This is a genomic window from Microbacterium marinilacus, from assembly GCF_019753765.1.
GTDB lineage: Bacteria > Actinomycetota > Actinomycetes > Actinomycetales > Microbacteriaceae > Microbacterium > Microbacterium marinilacus.
Genome location: NZ_JAIJZW010000012.1, coordinates 46,059 through 65,462 on the forward strand (window position 1 = coordinate 46,059; position 19,404 = coordinate 65,462).

Annotated in this window: 17 protein-coding genes; 13 read left to right on the forward strand and 4 right to left on the reverse strand. The window is 72.7% G+C overall.

The annotated features are described in order from the left end of the window. Positions 1-48 precede the first annotated feature (48 nt). The 6 genes from atpA to K5S26_RS16230 all read left to right on the forward strand — a co-directional run bounded on the left by atpA (position 49) and on the right by K5S26_RS16230 (position 6,052). Positions 49-1,692, forward strand: coding sequence for a F0F1 ATP synthase subunit alpha (atpA, locus tag K5S26_RS16205; RefSeq protein ID WP_221860116.1), 1,644 nt, complete (start codon positions 49-51; stop codon positions 1,690-1,692). Positions 1,693-1,716: 24 nt separating this feature from the next. Continuing rightward, a complete protein-coding gene (locus tag K5S26_RS16210; protein WP_221860118.1) occupies positions 1,717-2,613 on the forward strand; it encodes a F0F1 ATP synthase subunit gamma in 897 nt (298 codons plus the stop codon). A gap of 28 nt (positions 2,614-2,641) precedes the next feature. Next, positions 2,642-4,078: a F0F1 ATP synthase subunit beta gene (atpD, locus tag K5S26_RS16215; protein ID WP_221860120.1), complete on the forward strand. Its 1,437-nt coding sequence runs from the start codon at positions 2,642-2,644 to the stop codon at positions 4,076-4,078. A gap of 2 nt (positions 4,079-4,080) precedes the next feature. After that, a complete protein-coding gene (locus K5S26_RS16220) occupies positions 4,081-4,341 on the forward strand; it encodes a F0F1 ATP synthase subunit epsilon (RefSeq protein ID WP_221860122.1) in 261 nt (86 codons plus the stop codon). Further along, a complete protein-coding gene (locus K5S26_RS16225) occupies positions 4,338-5,096 on the forward strand; it encodes a YaaA family protein (RefSeq protein ID WP_246604139.1) in 759 nt (252 codons plus the stop codon). Before K5S26_RS16220 ends, K5S26_RS16225 begins: the two co-directional genes overlap by 4 nt. A gap of 107 nt (positions 5,097-5,203) precedes the next feature. Further along, positions 5,204-6,052 (forward strand): DUF5684 domain-containing protein, encoded by an 849-nt coding sequence (locus K5S26_RS16230; protein ID WP_221860124.1) that lies wholly within the window; start codon positions 5,204-5,206, stop codon positions 6,050-6,052. Positions 6,053-6,158: 106 nt separating this feature from the next. Here K5S26_RS16230 and K5S26_RS16235 read toward each other — a convergent pair whose 3' ends face one another. Further along, positions 6,159-6,659: a MarR family winged helix-turn-helix transcriptional regulator gene (locus K5S26_RS16235; protein ID WP_221860126.1), complete on the reverse strand. Its 501-nt coding sequence runs from the start codon at positions 6,657-6,659 to the stop codon at positions 6,159-6,161. A gap of 88 nt (positions 6,660-6,747) precedes the next feature. On the opposite strand from K5S26_RS16235, the gene K5S26_RS16240 reads away from it, so the two are divergent. The 4 genes from K5S26_RS16240 to K5S26_RS16255 all read left to right on the forward strand — a co-directional run bounded on the left by K5S26_RS16240 (position 6,748) and on the right by K5S26_RS16255 (position 12,799). Next, positions 6,748-7,680 carry an NADP-dependent oxidoreductase gene (locus K5S26_RS16240; protein ID WP_221860128.1) on the forward strand — a complete coding sequence of 311 codons (933 nt, stop codon included), beginning with the start codon at positions 6,748-6,750 and terminating at the stop codon, positions 7,678-7,680. A 118-nt stretch (positions 7,681-7,798) separates the two neighbouring features. Then, positions 7,799-8,797, forward strand: a complete 999-nt coding sequence (locus tag K5S26_RS16245; RefSeq protein WP_221860130.1) for an aldo/keto reductase — start codon at positions 7,799-7,801, stop codon at positions 8,795-8,797. Positions 8,798-8,980: 183 nt separating this feature from the next. After that, entirely contained in the window at positions 8,981-9,892 is a 912-nt protein-coding gene (locus K5S26_RS16250) for a PP2C family protein-serine/threonine phosphatase (RefSeq protein WP_308123032.1), read from the forward strand. Positions 9,893-9,949: 57 nt separating this feature from the next. After that, positions 9,950-12,799 carry an FtsK/SpoIIIE domain-containing protein gene (locus tag K5S26_RS16255; protein ID WP_221860134.1) on the forward strand — a complete coding sequence of 950 codons (2,850 nt, stop codon included), beginning with the start codon at positions 9,950-9,952 and terminating at the stop codon, positions 12,797-12,799. Between the two features lie 175 nt (positions 12,800-12,974). Here K5S26_RS16255 and K5S26_RS16260 read toward each other — a convergent pair whose 3' ends face one another. Continuing rightward, a complete protein-coding gene (locus tag K5S26_RS16260; protein WP_221860136.1) occupies positions 12,975-13,964 on the reverse strand; it encodes an asparaginase in 990 nt (329 codons plus the stop codon). Between the two features lie 91 nt (positions 13,965-14,055). Between K5S26_RS16260 and K5S26_RS16265 the strand changes: the two genes are divergently transcribed. Beyond that, positions 14,056-14,526, forward strand: coding sequence for an OsmC family protein (locus K5S26_RS16265; protein WP_221860139.1), 471 nt, complete (start codon positions 14,056-14,058; stop codon positions 14,524-14,526). 20 nt (positions 14,527-14,546) lie between these two features. On the opposite strand, the gene K5S26_RS16270 is transcribed toward K5S26_RS16265, so the two are convergent. Next, positions 14,547-15,308 carry a lysophospholipid acyltransferase family protein gene (locus K5S26_RS16270; protein WP_221860140.1) on the reverse strand — a complete coding sequence of 254 codons (762 nt, stop codon included), beginning with the start codon at positions 15,306-15,308 and terminating at the stop codon, positions 14,547-14,549. A gap of 151 nt (positions 15,309-15,459) precedes the next feature. Between K5S26_RS16270 and K5S26_RS16275 the strand changes: the two genes are divergently transcribed. Both K5S26_RS16275 and dxr read left to right on the forward strand, forming a co-directional pair. After that, positions 15,460-16,413 carry an FKBP-type peptidyl-prolyl cis-trans isomerase gene (locus K5S26_RS16275; RefSeq protein ID WP_221860143.1) on the forward strand — a complete coding sequence of 318 codons (954 nt, stop codon included), beginning with the start codon at positions 15,460-15,462 and terminating at the stop codon, positions 16,411-16,413. Between the two features lie 7 nt (positions 16,414-16,420). Then, complete coding sequence (dxr, locus tag K5S26_RS16280; RefSeq protein ID WP_221860145.1) at positions 16,421-17,509, forward strand: 1-deoxy-D-xylulose-5-phosphate reductoisomerase; 1,089 nt, start codon at positions 16,421-16,423, stop codon at positions 17,507-17,509. Positions 17,510-17,667: 158 nt separating this feature from the next. Here the strand turns inward: dxr and K5S26_RS16285 are convergent, their stop codons facing one another. After that, positions 17,668-19,302 (reverse strand): Mur ligase family protein, encoded by a 1,635-nt coding sequence (locus K5S26_RS16285; RefSeq protein WP_221860147.1) that lies wholly within the window; start codon positions 19,300-19,302, stop codon positions 17,668-17,670. Between the last annotated feature and the right edge of the window lie 102 nt (positions 19,303-19,404).

Consider the following 19,404-nt stretch of genomic DNA (forward strand, 5'->3'; position numbering starts at 1 on the left):
GGGATCGCGGATCCCACAACACGATCTCCATCAAGACAGAGGAAGACAATGGCAGACATCACGATCAGCCCCGACGTCATCCGTGACGCGCTGAAGGACTTCGTCGCAGCGTACGAGCCCACCGGCGACGCGGCGACCGAGGTCGGCACCGTCATCGACGCGGCCGACGGCATCGCCCACGTCGAGGGCCTGCCGGGCGTCATGGCCAACGAGCTGGTGCGCTTCGCGGACGGCACGCTGGGCCTCGCCCAGAACCTGGACGAGCACGAGATCGGCGTCGTCGTTCTCGGCGAGTTCGGCGGCATCGAGGAGGGCCAGCAGGTCACCCGCACCGGCGAGGTGCTCTCGGTCCCCGTCGGCGAGGGCTACCTCGGCCGCGTGATCGACCCGCTCGGCAACCCGATCGACGGCCTCGGCGAGATCACCGGCATCGAGGGCCGCCGCGCCCTCGAGCTGCAGGCCCCCGGCGTCATGGCCCGCAAGTCGGTGCACGAGCCGATGCAGACCGGCATCAAGGCGATCGACGCGATGATCCCCGTCGGCCGCGGCCAGCGTCAGCTGATCATCGGCGACCGCCAGACCGGCAAGACGGCGATCGCGATCGACACGATCATCAACCAGAAGGACAACTGGGCCTCGGGCGACCCCGAGAAGCAGGTCCGCTGCATCTACGTCGCGATCGGTCAGAAGGGCTCGACCATCGCCTCGGTGAAGGGCGCCCTCGAGGAGGCCGGCGCGATGGAGTACACCACCATCGTCGCGGCCCCCGCGTCCGACCCTGCCGGCTTCAAGTACCTCGCGCCGTACACCGGCTCGGCCATCGGCCAGCACTGGATGTACAACAGCAAGCACGTGCTGATCATCTTCGACGACCTGTCGAAGCAGGCCGAGGCCTACCGCGCCGTCTCGCTGCTGCTGCGTCGTCCGCCGGGCCGCGAGGCCTACCCCGGCGACGTGTTCTACCTGCACTCGCGTCTGCTCGAGCGCTGCGCGAAGCTGTCGGACGAGCTGGGCGCCGGCTCGATGACCGGCCTGCCGATCATCGAGACGAAGGCCAACGACGTGTCGGCCTACATCCCGACCAACGTGATCTCGATCACCGACGGTCAGATCTTCCTGCAGTCCGACCTGTTCAACGCGAACCAGCGTCCCGCGGTCGACGTGGGCATCTCGGTGTCGCGAGTCGGCGGCGACGCCCAGCTCAAGCACATCAAGAAGGTCTCGGGCACGTTGAAGCTCGAGCTCGCCCAGTACCGCTCGCTGGAGGCGTTCGCGATGTTCGCGTCCGACCTCGATGCGGCCTCGCGCCGTCAGCTGGCCCGCGGTGCGCGCCTGACCGAGCTGCTCAAGCAGCCGCAGTACTCGCCGTACCCTGCCGAGGAGCAGGTCGTCTCGATCTGGGCCGGCACGAACGGCAAGCTCGACACCGTCGAGGTGGAGGACGTGCTGCGCTTCGAGGCGGAGCTGCTCGACCACCTGCGCCGCAACACGACGATCCTCGACACGCTGCGCGACACGGGCAAGCTCGAGGACGACACGGTCGCGGAGATGGACAAGGCGATCGACGCGTTCCTGCTCGAGTTCCAGGGCGGCAAGGGGCAGCAGCTCGGCGCCCCGGGCCACGAGGAGCACCAGGCTGCCGCCGCGACCGACGTCGATCAGGAGAAGATCGTCAAGGGCCGCCGGGCGTAAGCCGGGCGCCGAGAAAGACGGATCATGGGAGCAAAGCTCAGGGAGTACAAGCAGAAGATCTCTTCTGCTCAGACGACCAAGAAGATCACCAAGGCGATGGAGCTGATCGCGGCTTCGCGCATCCAGAAGGCGCTGGCGCGTGTGAACGCGTCCAGCCCCTTCTCCCGCGCGGTGACGCGTGCGGTGTCGGCGGTCGCCACGCACACCGACATCGACCACGCGCTGACGCGCGAGCCGGAGTCGGTCAAGCGGTCGGCGATCGTGATCCTCAGCTCGGACCGCGGTCTCGCCGGCGCCTTCAACTCGCAGGTGCTGCGCGAGGCGCTCGAGCTCTCGGAGCTCCTGCGCTCGCAGGGCAAGGACGTCTCGTTCTACCTCTTCGGCCGCAAGGCCGTCGGCTACTTCCAGTTCCGTCACATCGCGACGGAGGCGGAGTGGACGGGTGACGCCGACGTGCCGAGCTTCGAGACGGCGGAGGAGATGGCGGCGACGCTGCTCGAGGCCTACGAGAAGGATGCCTCGGAGGGCGGCGTCGACGAGATCCACATCGTCTACAACCGCTTCGTCAGCATGATGACCCAGGAGGCGGAGCAGGTGCGCCTGCTTCCCCTCGAGGTCGTCGAGACCGACGAGGAGTCGGGCGCGCACAACGAGATCTACCCGCTGTACGAGTTCGAGCCCGACGCCACGGAGGTGCTCGACAAGCTCCTGCCGGTGTACATCCAGAGCCGCATCTTCAACGCCCTGCTGCAGTCGGCCGCCGCGAAGCAGGCGGCCACGCAGAAGGCGATGAAGTCGGCCAGCGACAACGCCGACAAGCTCATCACCGACTACACCCGCCTGCGCAACAACGCGCGTCAGGCCGAGATCACGCAGCAGATCGCCGAGATCGTCGGCGGTGCCGACGCCCTGGCGTCCTGAGCTGGAATACGAAGAGGAAAGACGAAAAATGACTGCCACTGAGACCGCGGTCGTCGGACGGGTCGCTCGCGTCACGGGCCCCGTCGTCGACATCGAGTTCCCGCACGACGCGATCCCCGAGGTCTACAACGCGCTGAAGACGACGATCGTCATCGGCGAGGAGCAGACCGAGATCACCCTCGAGGTCGCGCAGCACCTCGGCGACGACATGGTCCGCGCCATCTCGCTGAAGCCGACGGACGGCATGGTCCGCGGCCAGGAGGTGCGCGACACCGGCGGCCCGATCTCGGTGCCCGTCGGCGACGTCACCAAGGGCAAGGTCTTCAACGTCACCGGCGATGTGCTGAACGCCGCCGACGGCGAGGTGATCGAGGTCACCGAGCGCTGGGGCATCCACCGCAAGGCGCCGGCGTTCGACCAGCTCGAGTCGAAGACACAGATGTTCGAGACCGGCATCAAGGTCATCGACCTGCTCACGCCTTACGTGCTCGGCGGCAAGATCGGCCTCTTCGGCGGTGCGGGCGTCGGCAAGACCGTCCTCATCCAGGAGATGATCCAGCGCGTCGCGCAGGACCACGGCGGCGTCTCGGTGTTCGCCGGCGTCGGCGAGCGCACCCGTGAGGGCAACGACCTTATCGGCGAGATGGAGGAGGCGGGCGTCTTCGACAAGACCGCCCTCGTCTTCGGCCAGATGGACGAGCCGCCGGGGACGCGTCTGCGCGTCGCCCTGTCGGCCCTGACGATGGCGGAGTACTTCCGCGACGTGCAGAAGCAGGACGTGCTGCTGTTCATCGACAACATCTTCCGCTTCACGCAGGCGGGCTCCGAGGTGTCGACGCTGCTCGGCCGCATGCCCTCGGCCGTGGGCTACCAGCCCAACCTCGCCGACGAGATGGGTGTGCTCCAGGAGCGCATCACCTCGACGCGCGGTCACTCGATCACCTCGCTGCAGGCGATCTACGTGCCGGCCGACGACTACACCGACCCGGCCCCGGCGACCACGTTCGCGCACCTCGACGCCACCACGGAGCTCTCGCGAGAGATCGCCTCGAAGGGTCTGTACCCGGCCGTCGACCCGCTGACGTCGACCAGCCGCATCCTCGACCCGCGCTACATCGGCGAGGACCACTACCGCGTGGCCACCGCCGTCAAGCAGATCCTGCAGAAGAACAAGGAGCTGCAGGAGATCATCGCGATCCTCGGTGTCGACGAGCTCTCGGAAGAGGACAAGATCGTCGTCGCCCGCGCGCGCCGCATCCAGCAGTTCCTCTCGCAGAACACCTACATGGCGAAGAAGTTCACCGGTGTCGAGGGCTCGACCGTCCCGATCAAGGAGACCATCGAGTCGTTCGACGCGATCGTGAAGGGCGACTTCGACCACGTCGCGGAGCAGGCGTTCTTCAACGTCGGCGGCATCGGCGACGTCGAGGCGAAGTGGGCGCAGATCCAGAAGGAGAACAGCTGAGCATGGGCCTTCAGGTCACCCTGGTCTCCGCGGAGTCGGAGGTGTGGACGGGCGAGGCGAACCTCGTGGTCGCCAAGACCACCGAGGGTGAGATCGGCTTCATGCAGGGCCACGAGCCCGTGCTGGCGATCCTCGCCGCGGGTCAGGTCCGCATCACGCAGGAGGACGGGACCAAGGTCATCGCCGACGCGCGCGACGGCTTCGTGTCGATGGAGGGCAACGTGCTCACCGTCGTCGCGGGCCACGCGGCACTGGCTTCTTGACCACGATCCTCCTGCCCCCTTCCGAGACGAAGCGGGCAGGCGGATCGGACGCGCCACTGAATCTCGACGGCCTCTCGCTGTCGGTGCTCGCACCGCAGCGGGAGGCCGTCGTGGCGTCCGTGGTGGCGCTGTCGGCCGATCCGGAGCGGGCCGCGAAGGCGCTGAAGCTCTCTCCGCGCCAGCGCGGCGAGATCGACGTGAACGCGGCGCTGCGGGAGTCGGCGGGCATGCCGGCCGTCGACCGCTACACCGGCGTGCTGTTCGACGCGCTCGACGCGGCGTCCCTCGCCCCGGCCGCGCGGTCGTGGCTGGGCGAGCACGTGCTGATCCAGACGGCCCTGCTCGGGCCGGTGGGGGCCCTGGACGCGATCCCCGCCTACCGGCTGGCGGCGGGTGCGTCGGTGCCGGGCCTGCCGCCGCTGAAGCGCGTGTGGGCCGAGGCGGTGCGCGGCGCCTTCGTCGGGCTGAGCGGGCTCGTCGTCGATCTGCGGTCTGAGGCGTACGCGGCGCTGGGGCCGATCCCCGACACGGTGGCGAGCGTGTACGTGCGGGTGGTGTCGCAGGGGCCCGACGGCGCCGCGCGGGCGCTGAACCACTTCAACAAGCGCTCGAAGGGCCTGCTGGTGCGGCTTCTGGCCGAGGAGCGCCCGGCGCTCGCGGACGTCGATGCCCTGATCGGCTGGGCGGCGCGCGCGGGGGTCGAGATGCGTCCGTCCCACAGGGTGGGAGAGATCGAGCTCGTCGTCGTCGATTGAGCGACTCGTGAGCCGCGCCCGGTGGGGGCGAATCTTTTCAGCGGGCGCTCAGGATCGCTAGTGTGGGGCGAGCGCGGTGAACGAGCCGCAGGGAGTGGGAGGTCCTCATGTACGGCGACTATGGCGATTACGGCGGCGCCATCGGCGGTCTGATCGCGACGATGATCGGGATCGCGCTGCTGCCGGCGATCGTGGCGTACGTGCTCACGGCCCTCGGGCTGATGAAGATCTTCGAGAAGGCGGGCGTCGAGGGTGCGTGGCGCGCCTGGATCCCCTTCTACAACGGGATGATCTTCTACAAGCTCGGCGACGTGAACCCCTGGCTGGTCTTCTTCTGGTTCGGCTTCGCCATCCCGTACGTGAACATCGTCGTGGGCGTGTTCATGGCGACCATCGGCCTGCTCGCCGCGTACCGGATCACCATCAAGCTGAAGCAGGAGGGCGGCTGGGTCGCACTCGCGGGGACGGTGCCCCTCATCTGGCTCCTGATCCTGGGCTTCGGGCAGTCGCGCTGGAACCCGAACGTGCCGCCCGTCGCGTGGGCGCACAACGGCTTCGTGGCGGACCGCACCCGCTGGAACGGCATCCCGGAGCAGCCCTCGCAGCGCGGCGGCCTCGCCCAGCCGGGTTACCCGGCCGGATACCCCCAGCCCGGCTACCCGCAGCAGCCCGGCTACCCGCAGCCCGGCGCCCCGGCGGGCGGATACGGCCAGCCCGGGCAGCCCGCGCCGGGCTACCCCGCGCAGCCGCCGTCCGGCGCCCCGGTGCCGCCTCCCGCGACGCCGCCGACGACGCCGCCCCCGGCCGCTCCTCCGGCCCCCGGCGCGCCCGTGCCGCCGGCGTCGCCGGACGCTCCGACGCCGCCGCCGGCTGCGCCTGGCGCGCCGACCCCGCCGCCCGCGAAGGCTCCCGGCGAGGACGAGCCGCCCGCCGGCCCGAACCCGCCGCAGCCGTAAGGCCGCATCGCCACGAGGCCCCGCTCCGAGCTGTCGGAGCGGGGCCTCGTGCGTGTGCGAACGGCGCGGCAGGTGCCGGCCGTGCCTGATGCTCAGCGGGCGGGGCTCACGGGGTCCGCCGCCGGCGAGGAGCCGCCGAACGAGGCGGGATCGCGCGGAGGTTATCGCGCGTCCGCTCCAGGATGCGAGCCAGCTCGTCGACGTCGCCGTCCGAGAGGTCCCCGAACAGCAGGCTGCTGACGAGCTCGACGTGACCCGGGAACACCTCGGCGAGCACCGTGCGCCCTGCGTCGGTGACGGCGACCACGGTGCTGCGCTCGTCCTCGGGCGACGGGGAGCGGGTGACGAGCCCGCGCTCCTCCAGCAGCTGCGCCTGATAGGTCAGGCCACTGCGGCTGTAGACGACCCCGTCGGCGAGGTCTGTCATCCGCTGGCGGCCGTCCGGAGAGTCGCCGAGGCGCGCGAGCAGCTGGAACTGCACGTAGCTGAGCCGACCGACGTCCCGCAGCTGCTTCTCGACGGCGTGGCGCAGCAGCGCGCTGACCTCGGTGAACGCGAAGTAGGCACCGAGCTGGGTCGGGCTGAGGCGGGCGGGCGATGCGGTCATGTCCCCATCCTATCGATTGCTTCGAGTTCGAAGTAGTGCTACGCTCGGCACATGCTTCGAAATCAAAGCAATTAACGAAGGAGACATCATGAAGGCAATGCGGTTCTTCGAGGTCGGCGGACCCGAGGTGCTCCGGTACGACGACGTCGAGCGGCCGACGCCGGAACCGGGGGAGGTGAGGCTGCGTGTGGCGGCCTCCGCCTTCAACGCGGCCGACGACGGGATGCGGGCCGGGTTCCTCCCGATCCCGGTCGTGCTCCCGCACATCCCGGGCTACGACGTGTCCGGCACGGTCGACGCGGTCGGCGCCGGCGTGACGGGCATCGGGATCGGCGACGCGGTGTTCGGGTTCCTCCCGATGGAGCGCGACGGCGGAGCCGCGGAGTACGTCGTCGCGCCGGCGGACGCCGTGGTCACGGCGCCGACCCGCATCCCGCTGGCCGACGCCGCGGCGCTGCCCTCGGTGACGCTGACGGCCTGGCAGGCGCTGTTCGACGACGGCGGACTCGAGGCGGGGCAGCGTGTGCTCATCGTCGGCGCCGGCGGTGCGGTGGGAAAGCACGCCGTCCGCCTCGCCAAGCGAGCCGGCGTGCACGTCGTCGCCACGGCGAGCCCGCGAAGCGTGGACGCCGTACGCGCCGCCGGTGCGGACGAGATCGTCGACCGCACCGCCGTCGCGCTGCTCGACGCCGTCTCCGAGCCGGTCGACGTCCTGCTGAACCTGGCTCCCCTCGATCCCGAGGAGTTCGCCGCGCTGGTCGCGCTGGTGCGCGACGGCGGGGCGGTCGTCAGCACCACCGCCTGGATGCCGACGCCGGCCGACGCCGGGCGAGGGGTGCGGTCGACGACGGTGTTCGTGCGCGCAGATCGCGAGCGCCTCCTGCAGGTGGCCGCCCTCGTCGACGACGGCGGGCTGCAGGCCGACGTGAGCCGCCGCGTCCCGCTCGGTCGGCTGTCGGAGCTGCACGCCGAGGCCTCGACCGGTCGCATCGCCGGGAAGGTCATCGTCGTCCCCGAGTGAGCGGGCGGGCGCCGGACGACCCCGGAACGCCTCGGACGCGTGCGGGGCGCCCGTGGCCGTCGCGCGAGCGATGCCGACGCGGCCCGGGCGGGCGGGCGGGGTCGCGTAGCGTGGGGGCATGAGCGTCGGGATGCGTCGGGTCGGGCAGTCGGGTCTGCTGGTGTCGGAGGTCGGCCTCGGCTGCAACAACTTCGGCCGCCCCGGCACGGCCACGGAGTCGCTCGACGGGACGCGCGCGGTCCTCGACGCCGCCATCGAGCACGGCGTCGTCTTCCTCGACACCGCCGAGATGTACGGCGGACAGGGACGCAGCGAGACGCTCATGGGCGAGGCGCTCGCCGGTCGCCGGGACCGGGTGGTGGTGGCGACGAAGTTCGGGCACTCCGGCGTCGACATGGGGCACGGGCCGACAGCGGGCGCCAAGGGATCACGGGCGTACATCCGCCGCGCCGTCGACGCGTCCCTCGCCCGGCTGCGCACCGACTGGATCGACCTCTACCAGCTGCACACGCCCGACCCCGGCACTCCCATCGCCGAGACGGTCGACGCCCTCGACGATCTGGTGAGGGAGGGCAAGATCCGCTACTACGGGCACTCGAACCTCACCGGGTGGCAGATCGCGGAGGCCGCTCTGACCGCGGCGGGCGGCGCCGGATCGCCGGGGCGGGCGCTGCCGGGATTCGTCTCGTCGCAGAACCAGTTCTCGCTTCTCGAACGGGAAGCCGAGCGGGAGGTGCTTCCCGCCGTGCGGCACTTCGGTCTGGGGTTCTTCCCGTACTTCCCGCTCTACAACGGGCTGCTCACGGGCAAGTTCACGCGCGAGGGGGGCCCGGAGGGCAGCCGCATCATGTCGCAGCGCCGCCACCTGTGGGAGAACGCCCCATGGGGCGCGCTCGAGTCCTACCAGGCGTTCTGCGATGCGCGCGGCATCACGATGCTCGAGGCCACGTTCGGCTGGCTGCTCTCGCAGGACGCCGTGGCGAGCGTGATCGCGGGGGCCACCTCGCCCGCACAGGTGGCCGCGAACGCCGCCGCCGGCGGCGCGTGGCGCCCGACGGAGGAGGAGCTCGTCGAGATCGACGAGATCTTCCCCGGACCGCTCTCGTCGGAGGGCTGACGGAGGGGAGGACGCCACCTGCCTCCTCCGATCCGGTATCGCGCCACCGGTGCGACGCGCCGCTGCGGCTAGGATGTGAGAGCCCGTGACGGCCTCGCCCCTCGTGCGCGAGCCGCGACGTCTTCCCGACCCCGGAGGTCCATGCCCGTGTCCGACGCCCCCCAGACGGCGCAGTCACAGTCGGTGACGCTGCCCACTGGCGTCGAAGCCGTTCTGACGTGGGCGGGAGCGACCCACCGCGGCCGCAAGCGCGACATCAACCAGGACGCGCTCCTCACCGCCTATCCGCTGTTCGTCGTCGCCGACGGGATGGGCGGGCACATCGGAGGCGAGATCGCCAGCGCGAGCACGGTCGACCGCCTGCAGCGCATGGTGGGCAAGGGCCCCGTGACGCCCGAGGCGATCGAGAAGGCGCTGGTCAAGGCGGTGCGCGACATCGGCGACCACCCGGAGACCACGGACGAGGGCACCGGGACCACGGTCACCGGCGTCTACCTCGACATCACCGACGACGACGCGACGTGGGTCGCCCTCAACATCGGCGACTCGCGGGTCTACCTGCAGCGCGACGACGCGCTCGCGCAGGTGACGACCGACCACTCGCTGGTGCAGGAGCTCGTCGCCGCCGGGCGGCTCAGCCCCGAGGAGGCCGAGAACCACCCGTACGGCAACGTGATCACCCGCGCGGTCGGCCCCAGCGAGGGCGCCGTGCCCGACTACGTGCGACTCGACGTGCGCGACGGCGACCGATTCGTCATCTGCTCCGACGGGCTCACCAAGGAGCTCACGGACTACGGCATCCTGCACTTCCTGCGCCTGCACGCCGATCCCGCGGCAGCCGTGGACGCGATGCTGGAGGCAGCGCTCGAGAACGGCGGTCGTGATAACATCACGATCGTGGTGCTCGACGTGGCCGTGCCGGGCCAGCAGGCTCCGGAGCCTTCGGAGGCGCGCCGGGCGACGGCGGAGACCGCGACCGCCGCGGACACGGCCGAGGCCGTCGACACGGCGGATGCCATCGACACGGCGGAGGCCGGCGAGAGCGCGGCCGAAGGTCGGCGAGGCTCGTCCCCCGTCGGCGATCCGCGCCAGTAGTCCCCATCGAGGGGGTCCGCCGACCGTGCCGGTGGCCGGGTCGGGTGGACTGGCGTCATGCCTGCCTCCTCCGCTCCGCGCCTCGCGACGCCGGCGGTCGTGCCGCCGTCACCAGCGGGCGACCCGATCGTGCTGCCCCCGCCCGAGGCACCGCCCCCGCGCGCGCCGTCTCCGGTCGTCGCCTCACTCGTCCCGATGGTCGCGTCGGTCGCGATCTGGGCCGTCACGGGTTCGCTGATGGCGCTGTGCTTCGCGGCCCTCGGGCCGCTGATGGCGGTGGCGTCGCTCGTCGATCGCGCCCGCGGCGGCCGCCGACGGCGCCGCGAGGCGCAGCGCGAGAACGCCGAGGCGCTGCGTCGGGCGAACGAGCAGATCGACCGGCGGCACGAGGCGGAACGGGCGACCCGCTGGCGTGAGAGCCCCGATGCCGCGACGCTGCTCGCGGACCCCCGGCGGCAGTGGCGGTGCACAGGCACCGAGATGGTGGTCGGACGCGGGGCCGTGCCGAGCGCCGTGCGGGTGACCGGGGGAGAGGGCGAGGTCGCCGCCGAGGTCCGACGTCGCGCGGGCATGCTCGACGACGCGCCGGTCACGGTGCCGCTGTCGGCGGGCGTGGCCGTGCAGGGCGATGCGGTCGTCGCCGCGGCCGTCGCCCGGGCTCTGGTGCTGCAGCTCGCGCTGTCGCGTCCGCCGGGTGAGCTGGCGATGGTGGCGGCGCCGGAGCGCGAGCAGGGCTGGGCCACGACCATGCCCCACTGGGCACCGGGCGCCGGCCTCCGCGCGGGGACGGGTGCCGGGGGCGGCTCGACGCGGGTCGCGCTCGTCGAGGGCGACCCCGCGACGATCGCGACGACCGCGGCGGATGTCGTCGTCGCGATCGTCGCGCCCGGCGCCGACGTCCCGTCGTCCTGCGGCGCGCTCCTCGAGGTCGACGGGGTGGCCCGCGGCCGGGTGCTGTGGGGCGGCGCGGCGATCGACGTCCAGGCCGAGGGGCTGTCGGCTCCACAGGCGGAGGCGATCGCCCGGCGTCTCACCGCACGCGCCGTGCCGGCGGGCGCCGCGGACGGCACCGTCCTCCTCGGCGAACTGCGCGGCCCGTCGACCGGCGAGCCGCTCGGCGCGCTCGGCTGCGCGATCGGGCGGGAGGGCGCGGAGACCGCCGTCGTCGACCTGGTGGCCGACGGCCCGCACGCGGTCGTCGTCGGCATGACCGGCAGCGGCAAGAGCGAGCTCCTCCTCACGTGGGTGACCGCGCTCGCGGGCAGCCTCCCGCCGGATCGGGTGCAGTTCCTGCTCGCCGACTTCAAGGGAGGCACGGCGTTCGCGGCGCTCGGCGAGCTGCCCCACGTCTCCGGGGTGATCACCGACCTCGACGGCGGAGGCGCACGCCGCGCCGTCGAGAGCCTGCGCGCCGAGATCCGGCGCCGGGAGATCGCGCTGGGCGCCGTCGGGGCGCGGGACGTGTCCGATCCGCGGGCGGAGCTGCCGCGCCTGGTGATCGTCGTCGACGAGTTCGCGGCGATGCTGCAGGAGCATCCCGATCTGCACGCGGTGTTCACCGACGTGGCCGCGCGCGGCCGGGCGCTCGGGCTGCATCTGGTGCTCGGCACCCAGCGCGCCGGCGGCGTGCTGCGGGACGCGCTGGTCGCCAACTGCCCGCTGCGCATCGGGCTGCGGATGACGGAGCCCGCCGAGAGTCGAGCGCTGCTCGGCGAGGACGGCGCGGCGGCCCTGCCCGGCGGAGCGGACGGGCGCGGGCTCGCCTGGATCCGTCGTGCCGGAGACGCCGCCCCGCGCCTCACCCGCGTGGCGTTGTCGCAGCCCGCCGACGTCGCGGCGGCGAGGGAGCGATTCGTCGGGCGCGCGCGTCCGCCGGCGCCCTGGCTGCCGCCGCTGCCGACACAGCTCTCGCGCGGCGAGGTCGCGGCACTCGCCGGTGACGTCATGCCGGAGGGTGCCGTCCTGCTCGGCCTCGCCGACGATCCGGCACGGCAGCGAAGGCTGCCGGTGGTGCTGACGCCCGGCGTCGACCGAGGGCTCGTGGTGGTGGGAGCCGGAGGCACCGGCCGGTCGTCCGTCGCAGCGCTCGTCGGCGGAGCGCCCGGCGAGGCGATCGTCGTGCCCCGCGACGCGGAGGCGGCGTGGGACGCGCTCGAGCTGGCGGACCGCACGCGGCCCCGCCTGCTCGTGATCGACGACGTCGACGCCGTGCTGGTCCGCTACCCGGCCGAGTACGCGCAGGCCGCTGCCGAGCGGATCGAGGAGATCGTGCGCGACGCGGGCGAGAGCGGCACGACGGTCGTGCTGACGGCGGCGCGCCTGTCCGGCGCCGTCCTGCGCGTCGCCGACCTGCTGCCGCGCCGGGCGCTGCTGGCACTGCCCGGGCGCGCCGAGCACGCCGCCGCCGGCGGGGACGTGGCGACGTTCGACCCGTCCCGCCCGCCGGGGCGCGCGGTCCTGGACGGCCTGGAGGTGCAGTTCGCGCTGCCCGACGCGCCGGCGGCGCCGGCAGAGCCCGCGTCGCCGCGCACCTGGGCGCCGACCGACGCCGTCACAGGCATGGTGCTGCGCGCCGCCCGGCGCAGAGCAGAGCAGCTCGCCGCGGCGTGGGGCGACGGCGTGCGGCTCGTGCCGCTCGACGCCCTCCCCTCGGGCGCCCGGCTCGACGCGCTCGCCGGCGCCGCGGAGCGCGTCGTGCTCGCGGGCGACGGCGACGCCTGGCAGCGGCAATGGTCGCTGCTGCAGGACGTGCGCGCCTCGGCCCCGTTCGTCGTGGGAGCCGACTGCGCCACCGAGCTGCGCACGCTTCTCGGTGAGCGCGACCTGCCGCCCTACGCCCGTACCCGCGCCTCCCGTGCCTGGCTGCTCCGCGACACGCAGCCGCCCGAGCGCGTGCTGCTGCCGTGAGCGGCACACCCGCGTCCGTCCCGGCGCTGAGCGCGAGGCCGCGGCTCCGACGGAGATCTCGTGTTCTTCGGACCATCCCCGTCCAGCGTCTCCGAGGAAGCCGATATCTCCGCGCGAAGCGGAAGGCGGAGAACGCGGATCAGGACGGCGTCGGCACCGCTGACACCGCCGCCGATCAGACGGTCGCGCGGATGCGGCCGACCTCGCGGCCGCCGCCCTGCACCGAGAACAGCGCGTGCGACGCGGCGTCCGCGACATCGCTCTCCACCAGCGCCCCGGCGCGCGCGAGCAGGGTCAGGGCGACCAGGGGTGCCGCGCGCAGCGAGCCGTCGAGCGTCTTCAGTGCGACCGTGGTGCCGTCCGGCGCCACCATCACCTGCACGCCCTCGGCGCCGAGCTTCGAGAACACGCCGAACCGCTCGATCGCGAACGTGTCGGAGCGGCCCGGCCCGTCGATCACCCACGGGTTCTCGCGCACCGTGCGAACCAGCGCGCCCGCCACGCGATGCAGGGCGAACGGCGAACGCTCCGACGAGGTGCCGACCCGGTGCACGCCCCGCGCGAGCCCGGCGAGCGTGAGGGCATGGACGGGCGCTCCGCAGCCGTCGACGACCGTCGCCGCGATCTTCTCGCCCGTCAGCCGCTCCACGACCTCCCGGATGTGCTGCTGCAGCGGGTGCGACGGGTCCAGATAGCCGTGCACGTCCCAGCCCGTCGCCACGCAGGCGGCCAGCATCGAGGCGTGCTTGCCCGAGCAGTTGTGCCGGACGGGGGACGGCCCCAGGTGATCGCTCACCATGGCGTCGCGCGTCGCCGCGTCGGACGGCCACGCGGCGGGGCACGCCAGCGCGTCGTCGGTCAGCCCGGCGGCCGACAGGATGTCGCGCACCACGCCGACGTGACGGTCGGTGCCCGCGTGGCTCGCGGTCGCCATCGCGAGGCGCTCGCCCTCGAGCGGCGCGCCGGCGGTGACCACCGCGACGGCCTGCAGCGGCTTCAGAGAGGAACGCGGCAGGACGAGCGCCTCCGGGTCGCCCAGGGCGCTGACGACCTCGCCGGCGGGGGAGAGGACGACCGCGGAGCCCGCATGGCGCGACTCCACGAATCCGCCGCGCTCGACGACCGCCAGCTCCACCGCGTCCTGCACGCCGAATGTCTCGCTCACCCGCCCAGCCTACCCAGCGCGCGAGGCCCCGCCCGGGCGTGCCGCCGCCCGCCCCGGCGCCCGCGTCCGAGGCGGATGCCAGACTGGGGCCATGCCCGGCGAACACCACTACGCGCTCACCGCCACCTGGACCGGAAACCTCGGCAGCGGCACCTCCGGATATCGCGACTACACGCGCGACGTCACGCTCGAGGTCGACGGCAAGCCCGCGCTGCTCGCGTCGTCCGACAAGCCGTTCCGCGGCGACCCCGAGCGGTGGAACCCCGAGGACCTGCTCGTCGCCGCGCTCTCCGAGTGCCATCTGCTCTCGTACCTGCACGCGTGCGTGCAGGCGGGCGTCGTGGTCACGTCCTACGTCGACGAGGCCACGGGCCTGCTGCGAGAGGACGGCAAGGGCAGCGCCCAGTTCGAGGAGGTCGTTCTCCACCCGCGCGTGACGGTCGCGGACGCGTCCATGGCCGAGGCGGCGCGGGCCGCGCACGCCACGGCACACGACTGGTGCTTCATCGCGAGGTCGGTGAACTTCCCCGTCCGCCACGAGGCGACGGTCGCCGTCGGCTGAGGAGCAGCCGACGGGCCGGCTCAGCGGCGCTCGTACGGCAGCGCCCGCTTGATCTTCTCGATCGGCGACTGCGCGGGGGCCTCGTTGTAGATGCCGGCGAGCTCCTGGCCGGACAGGGCATGGATCGCGGCCATGATCTCGTCGGTCGCCGTACGGCGCGCCTTGCCCGAGCTCGCGGGACCATGCTGGGAGAGGTCGAGCGGTTCGCCGAAGCGGATCGTCACGCGCTCGCGCAGCGACGGGAAGCGCGCGCCGACGGGCATGACCTTGTCGGTGCCGATGAGCCCCACCGGCACCACCGGCGCTCCGGACTGCAGCGCCAGGAACGCGACGCCCGTGCGCCCCTTGTAGAGACGGCCGTCGAGCGAGCGGGTGCCCTCCGGGTACAGCGCGACCGCCGCGCCGGTCTCGAGGATCTGGCGCTGCTGGTCGAGCGCGTCGAGCGCCGCCTGACCGGCTCCGCGGCGCACGGGGATCGCGCCGACGGCGCTGAACAGCGCGCGCGAGACGGGCTTCTCGAAGTAGCTCGACTTCGCCAGGAAGTGCACGGGACGCGGCGCGACGGCGACGGGGATGGCGATCGAGTCGATGAACGACAGGTGGTTGCTGGCGAAGATGACGCCTCCGGTCTCGGGGACGTTCTCGCGACCCTCGACGCGGGGGCGGTAGATCGACCGGGCGAGAGGGGCGAGGGCGCGGCGCCCGAGCGTGTAGAACCAGCTGGGCGTGTGCGGCACCTCGATCTCGTCGGGTTCCGTCTCCTCGGATTCCGCAGAGCTCATCCGACGAGCGTAACGCGCGATCCATGCCCGGCCCGGCATGGCGCACGCGCGCGATCCGACGAGTCGGCGGCGGCGGATCCTGCCGGCGCTCAGCGCGTTCGTAACCGCATGGGGGATGATGGGACGGTTCCCGACCGATCGAGGTATCTTCGTGCGTCTTCGCCCCGCTGTCGTTCTGTCCGCTCTCGCCGTCACGGCGCTCGCCCTCGCCGGATGCTCCGGCGACGAGACGCCGGAGTCGACCCCCAGCGCATCGGGGGAGGCGACCGACCTCTGCAGCCTGGCGCTGCCCTCCGGCGCGGCGGCCGAGGCCGTGACCGTCGAGGGGGAGGCGGGCGAGACGCCGACCATCGCCCTGGACGGCGAGCTCGACATCACGACCCCGGAGCGCGTCGTCGTGTCCGAGGGTGACGGTGAGCAGCTCGAGCTCGGACAGAACGTGGACTACGCGCTGACCGTGTTCGACGCCACCACGGGCGAGCAGCTGGAGAGCGTCGGCTACGACGACCCGATCCTCCCCGAGCCGCTGTCGACGGACAGCGGTGCCGGCCAGCTGTTCGGCTGCGCGACCGTCGGGTCCCGCATCGTCGCGACCGTGCCCGGCTCGGACTCCGCGGCCGCCACGGTCTACGTGATCGACCTGCTCGGCAACGACACCCCGACCGCCGCCCGGGGCGACGCCGAGGAGCCCGTCGACGGCCAGCCGACGGTGGAGCTCGCCGAGAGCGGCGAGCCGACCATCACGCTGCCCGACGCCGACGCGCCCACCGAGACCGAGGTCACGACGCTCAAGACGGGCGACGGCGACGTCGTCGAGTCGGGCGACTTCGTCCTCGTGCAGTACGCGGGCGTGAAGTGGTCCGACGGCAGCGTGTTCGACTCCAGCTGGGCGGCCGGCGCGGCCGCGCCGATGAGCACGACGGGCGTCGTCGCGGGCTTCCAGAAGGCCCTCGAGGGGCAGACGGTCGGATCGCAGGTGCTGGTCACCATGCCGCCGGCCGACGGATACGGCGAGGGCGAGATCAACGATCAGGACCTCACCGGCGAGACGCTGACGTTCGTCGTCGACATCCTCGCGGTGCAGCACGTCGAGGCGACCGAGTAGACCGCGCATGCGTCGCGTCGTACTCCTGGGGTCCACCGGCTCGATCGGGACGCAGGCGCTGGACGTCATCCGCGCCAGCGCCGAGCGCTTCACGGTCGTCGGGCTGTCGGCCGGCTCGAACGCCGACGCCCTCGCCGCGCAGGCGCGCGAGTTCGGAGTCGAGCACACGGCCCTCGGCGCCGATGAGGCGGAGCAGCTGGTGCGCGACGTCGACGCCGACGTCGTGGTCAACGGCATCACCGGCTCCGTCGGGCTCGGCCCGACGCTCGCGGCGCTCGAGACCGGTCGGACGCTCGCCCTGGCGAACAAGGAGTCGCTCATCGTGGGCGGGGAGCTCGTCAGGCGTCTCGCCGCGCCCGGGCAGATCGTTCCCGTCGACTCCGAGCATTCGGCGATCGCGCAGGCGCTGCGCTCGGGCGACGCGTCCGAGGTGCGGCGCCTGGTGCTCACGGCGTCCGGCGGCCCGTTCCGTGGCCGCGACCGCGCGTCGCTCGCCGAGGTGACCCCCGCCGAGGCTCTGGCGCATCCGACGTGGGACATGGGACGAATGGTCACGACGAACTCGGCGACCCTGGTCAACAAGGGGCTCGAGGTGATCGAGGCGCACCTGCTGTTCGACGTGCCGTACGACCGGATCGACGTGGTCGTCCATCCCCAGTCGATCGTGCACTCGATGGTCGAGTACGTGGACGGCTCCACGATCGCGCAGGCGTCGCCGCCGGACATGAGGCTGCCGATCTCGCTCGGCCTCGACTGGCCGCACCGCGTCGCCGGGGTGGGCGCCCCGCTCGACTGGACGCGCGCCTCCGCCTGGACGTTCGAGCCCCTCGACGAGGACGCGTTCCCCGCCGTCGCGCTCGCGAAGCACGTCGGCGCGGCCGGGCGCACCTACCCGGGGGTGTACAACGCCGCCAACGAGCAGGCGGTCGACGCGTTCCACGAGGGGCGTCTGTCCTTCACCGGCATCGTCGACACCGTCCGCCGGGTCGTCGACGCGCACGACGCCCCGCGCGAGCTAGCCCGCGAGTCGCTCGCCGAGGCCGAGGCCTGGGCTCGCGCGGAGGCCGATCGGATGATCTCCGCCGCGACGGCCTGAACCACCCCGCGCCGCCGGACGGCTGTACCTCCCCGGCACAGGCACATCGGCCGCGGATGGTCGGCTCCCCGAGGAATCTTCCTGATCTCGACCGACTCTCCGGGTCTCGATCCGTGGCCCGGGCGGCCGGATCCAGCCCCTCGGGCGTCCTCGCGGCGTCAGGCGTCGTACGGCACCGGCCATGCCGGGTCGGGCACCGGCCAGCCGGCGTCGCGCAGCGCGCGCCGGGCGAGCTCGCGGGCCGAGTACGGCGTGCGCGCGCCGCGGATGTCGCGGTAGTCCTGGTGCCCCGGGCCCGCCCACAGGATGGCGTCGCCGGGGCCGACGAGCGACACCGCCTTCACGATCGCCGCCTCCGGAGGCGACACCTCGTGGATCTCGTGCGCGGGGTCGGCGGATCGCGCGCCCTCGAGGAGCATCGCGCGGATCGCGTCCGGGTCCTCGAAACGGGGATGGTGGTCGGTCACGACCACGACGTCGCTGCCCTCGACGGCCGTGCGGCCCATGTCGTGGCGCTTGGTCTTGTCGCGGTCGCCGTCGGCGCCGAAGAGCATCAGCACCCTGCCCGGAGTGACGCGGCGCACTGCGGCGAGGGTCTTCTCGAACGCGTCGGGGGTGTGGCCGAAGTCGACGTAGACCGCCGGGCCCTCGTCGCCCGAGACGCGCTGGGTGCGCCCCGGAAGATAGGCGTGGATGGCGCCGTCGCGATCCAGCGTCGCCGCGATCCTGTCCCACGCGTAGCCCGCCTCGAGCAGCATCACGATCGCCAGCCCCGCGTTCGACGCCATGTGCGGCCCGATCACGGGCACCGTGCTGGTGAGCGTGCGCCCGTCGGCGCCGGTCAGGGTGAAGCGCGTGCCGGTCTGCGCCTCGTCGTCGATCGTGACGATCCAGTCGGCCCGCGACGCGGCGGCCGGATCTGCCGCGATCGACGGCGTGGCGATGGTCACGACGGGGATCTCCGCCTTCGCGACGACGTCCGCGCCCGCCGCGGAGTCGAGGGAGATCACGCCACGGCGCGCGCGGTCCGGGCGGAAGAACTGCAGCTTCGCCTCGAAGTACTCGTCCATGTCGGCGTAGTCGTCGAGGTGGTCGTGAGTGAGGTTCGTGAACGAGGCGACGTCGAAGACGAGTCCGTCGACGCGATGGCGGCTGAGGGCCTGGGCGCTCACCTCGACGGCGACGGCCTCCACTCGACGCTCGCGCATGAGCGCCAGCAGCGCGTGGAACTCGGACGCCTCGGGAGTCGTCAGCCGCGACACGATGACCTCGCCGGCGATGTGGCGCTCCGCGGTGGAGGACAGGCCCGACACGACGCCGAGCTGCGTCAGCAGGCCGTCCAGCAGGTGGGTGACGCTGGTCTTGCCGTTGGTGCCCGTGGTGCCGAGCAGCAGAGGGATGCCGGAGCCCGGGCCGGCGGCCTCGTCGACGACGTTGCCGTAGACCCACGCCGACAGGTCGCCGAGGATGCCGCGCGGGCTGTCGACGATCACGATCGGCAGCCCCGTCGGCGCGGCGATCTCCGCGCCCTCGGCGTCCGTCACGATCGCGGCGGCGCCCTTGTCTGCGGCAGCCTGCGCGAACTCCGCGCCGTGCCGGTTGACCCCGCGGATCGCGACGAACGCCTCGCCCGCGCGCAGATCGGCGGTGGCCAGCGTGACCCCGGTGATCTCGACCCCCTCGAGCGCGCCGTGGGAGGCGACCCCGAAACGGGCGGCGAGGTCGGCGAGCGCCCGTCGCGGCGGGTTCTCGGGGCGCAGGACCGGAGGCAGGTTCGAGGGAGGGTTCGTCATGGCGTCATCAAGTGTCGCATGCGCGTGACCGCCGTCCCGGACGCCCCGCTCCAGCCCGTCGGCCATGGGTCGTCCCGCGTCCGAACCCGTCGCACGGGACCG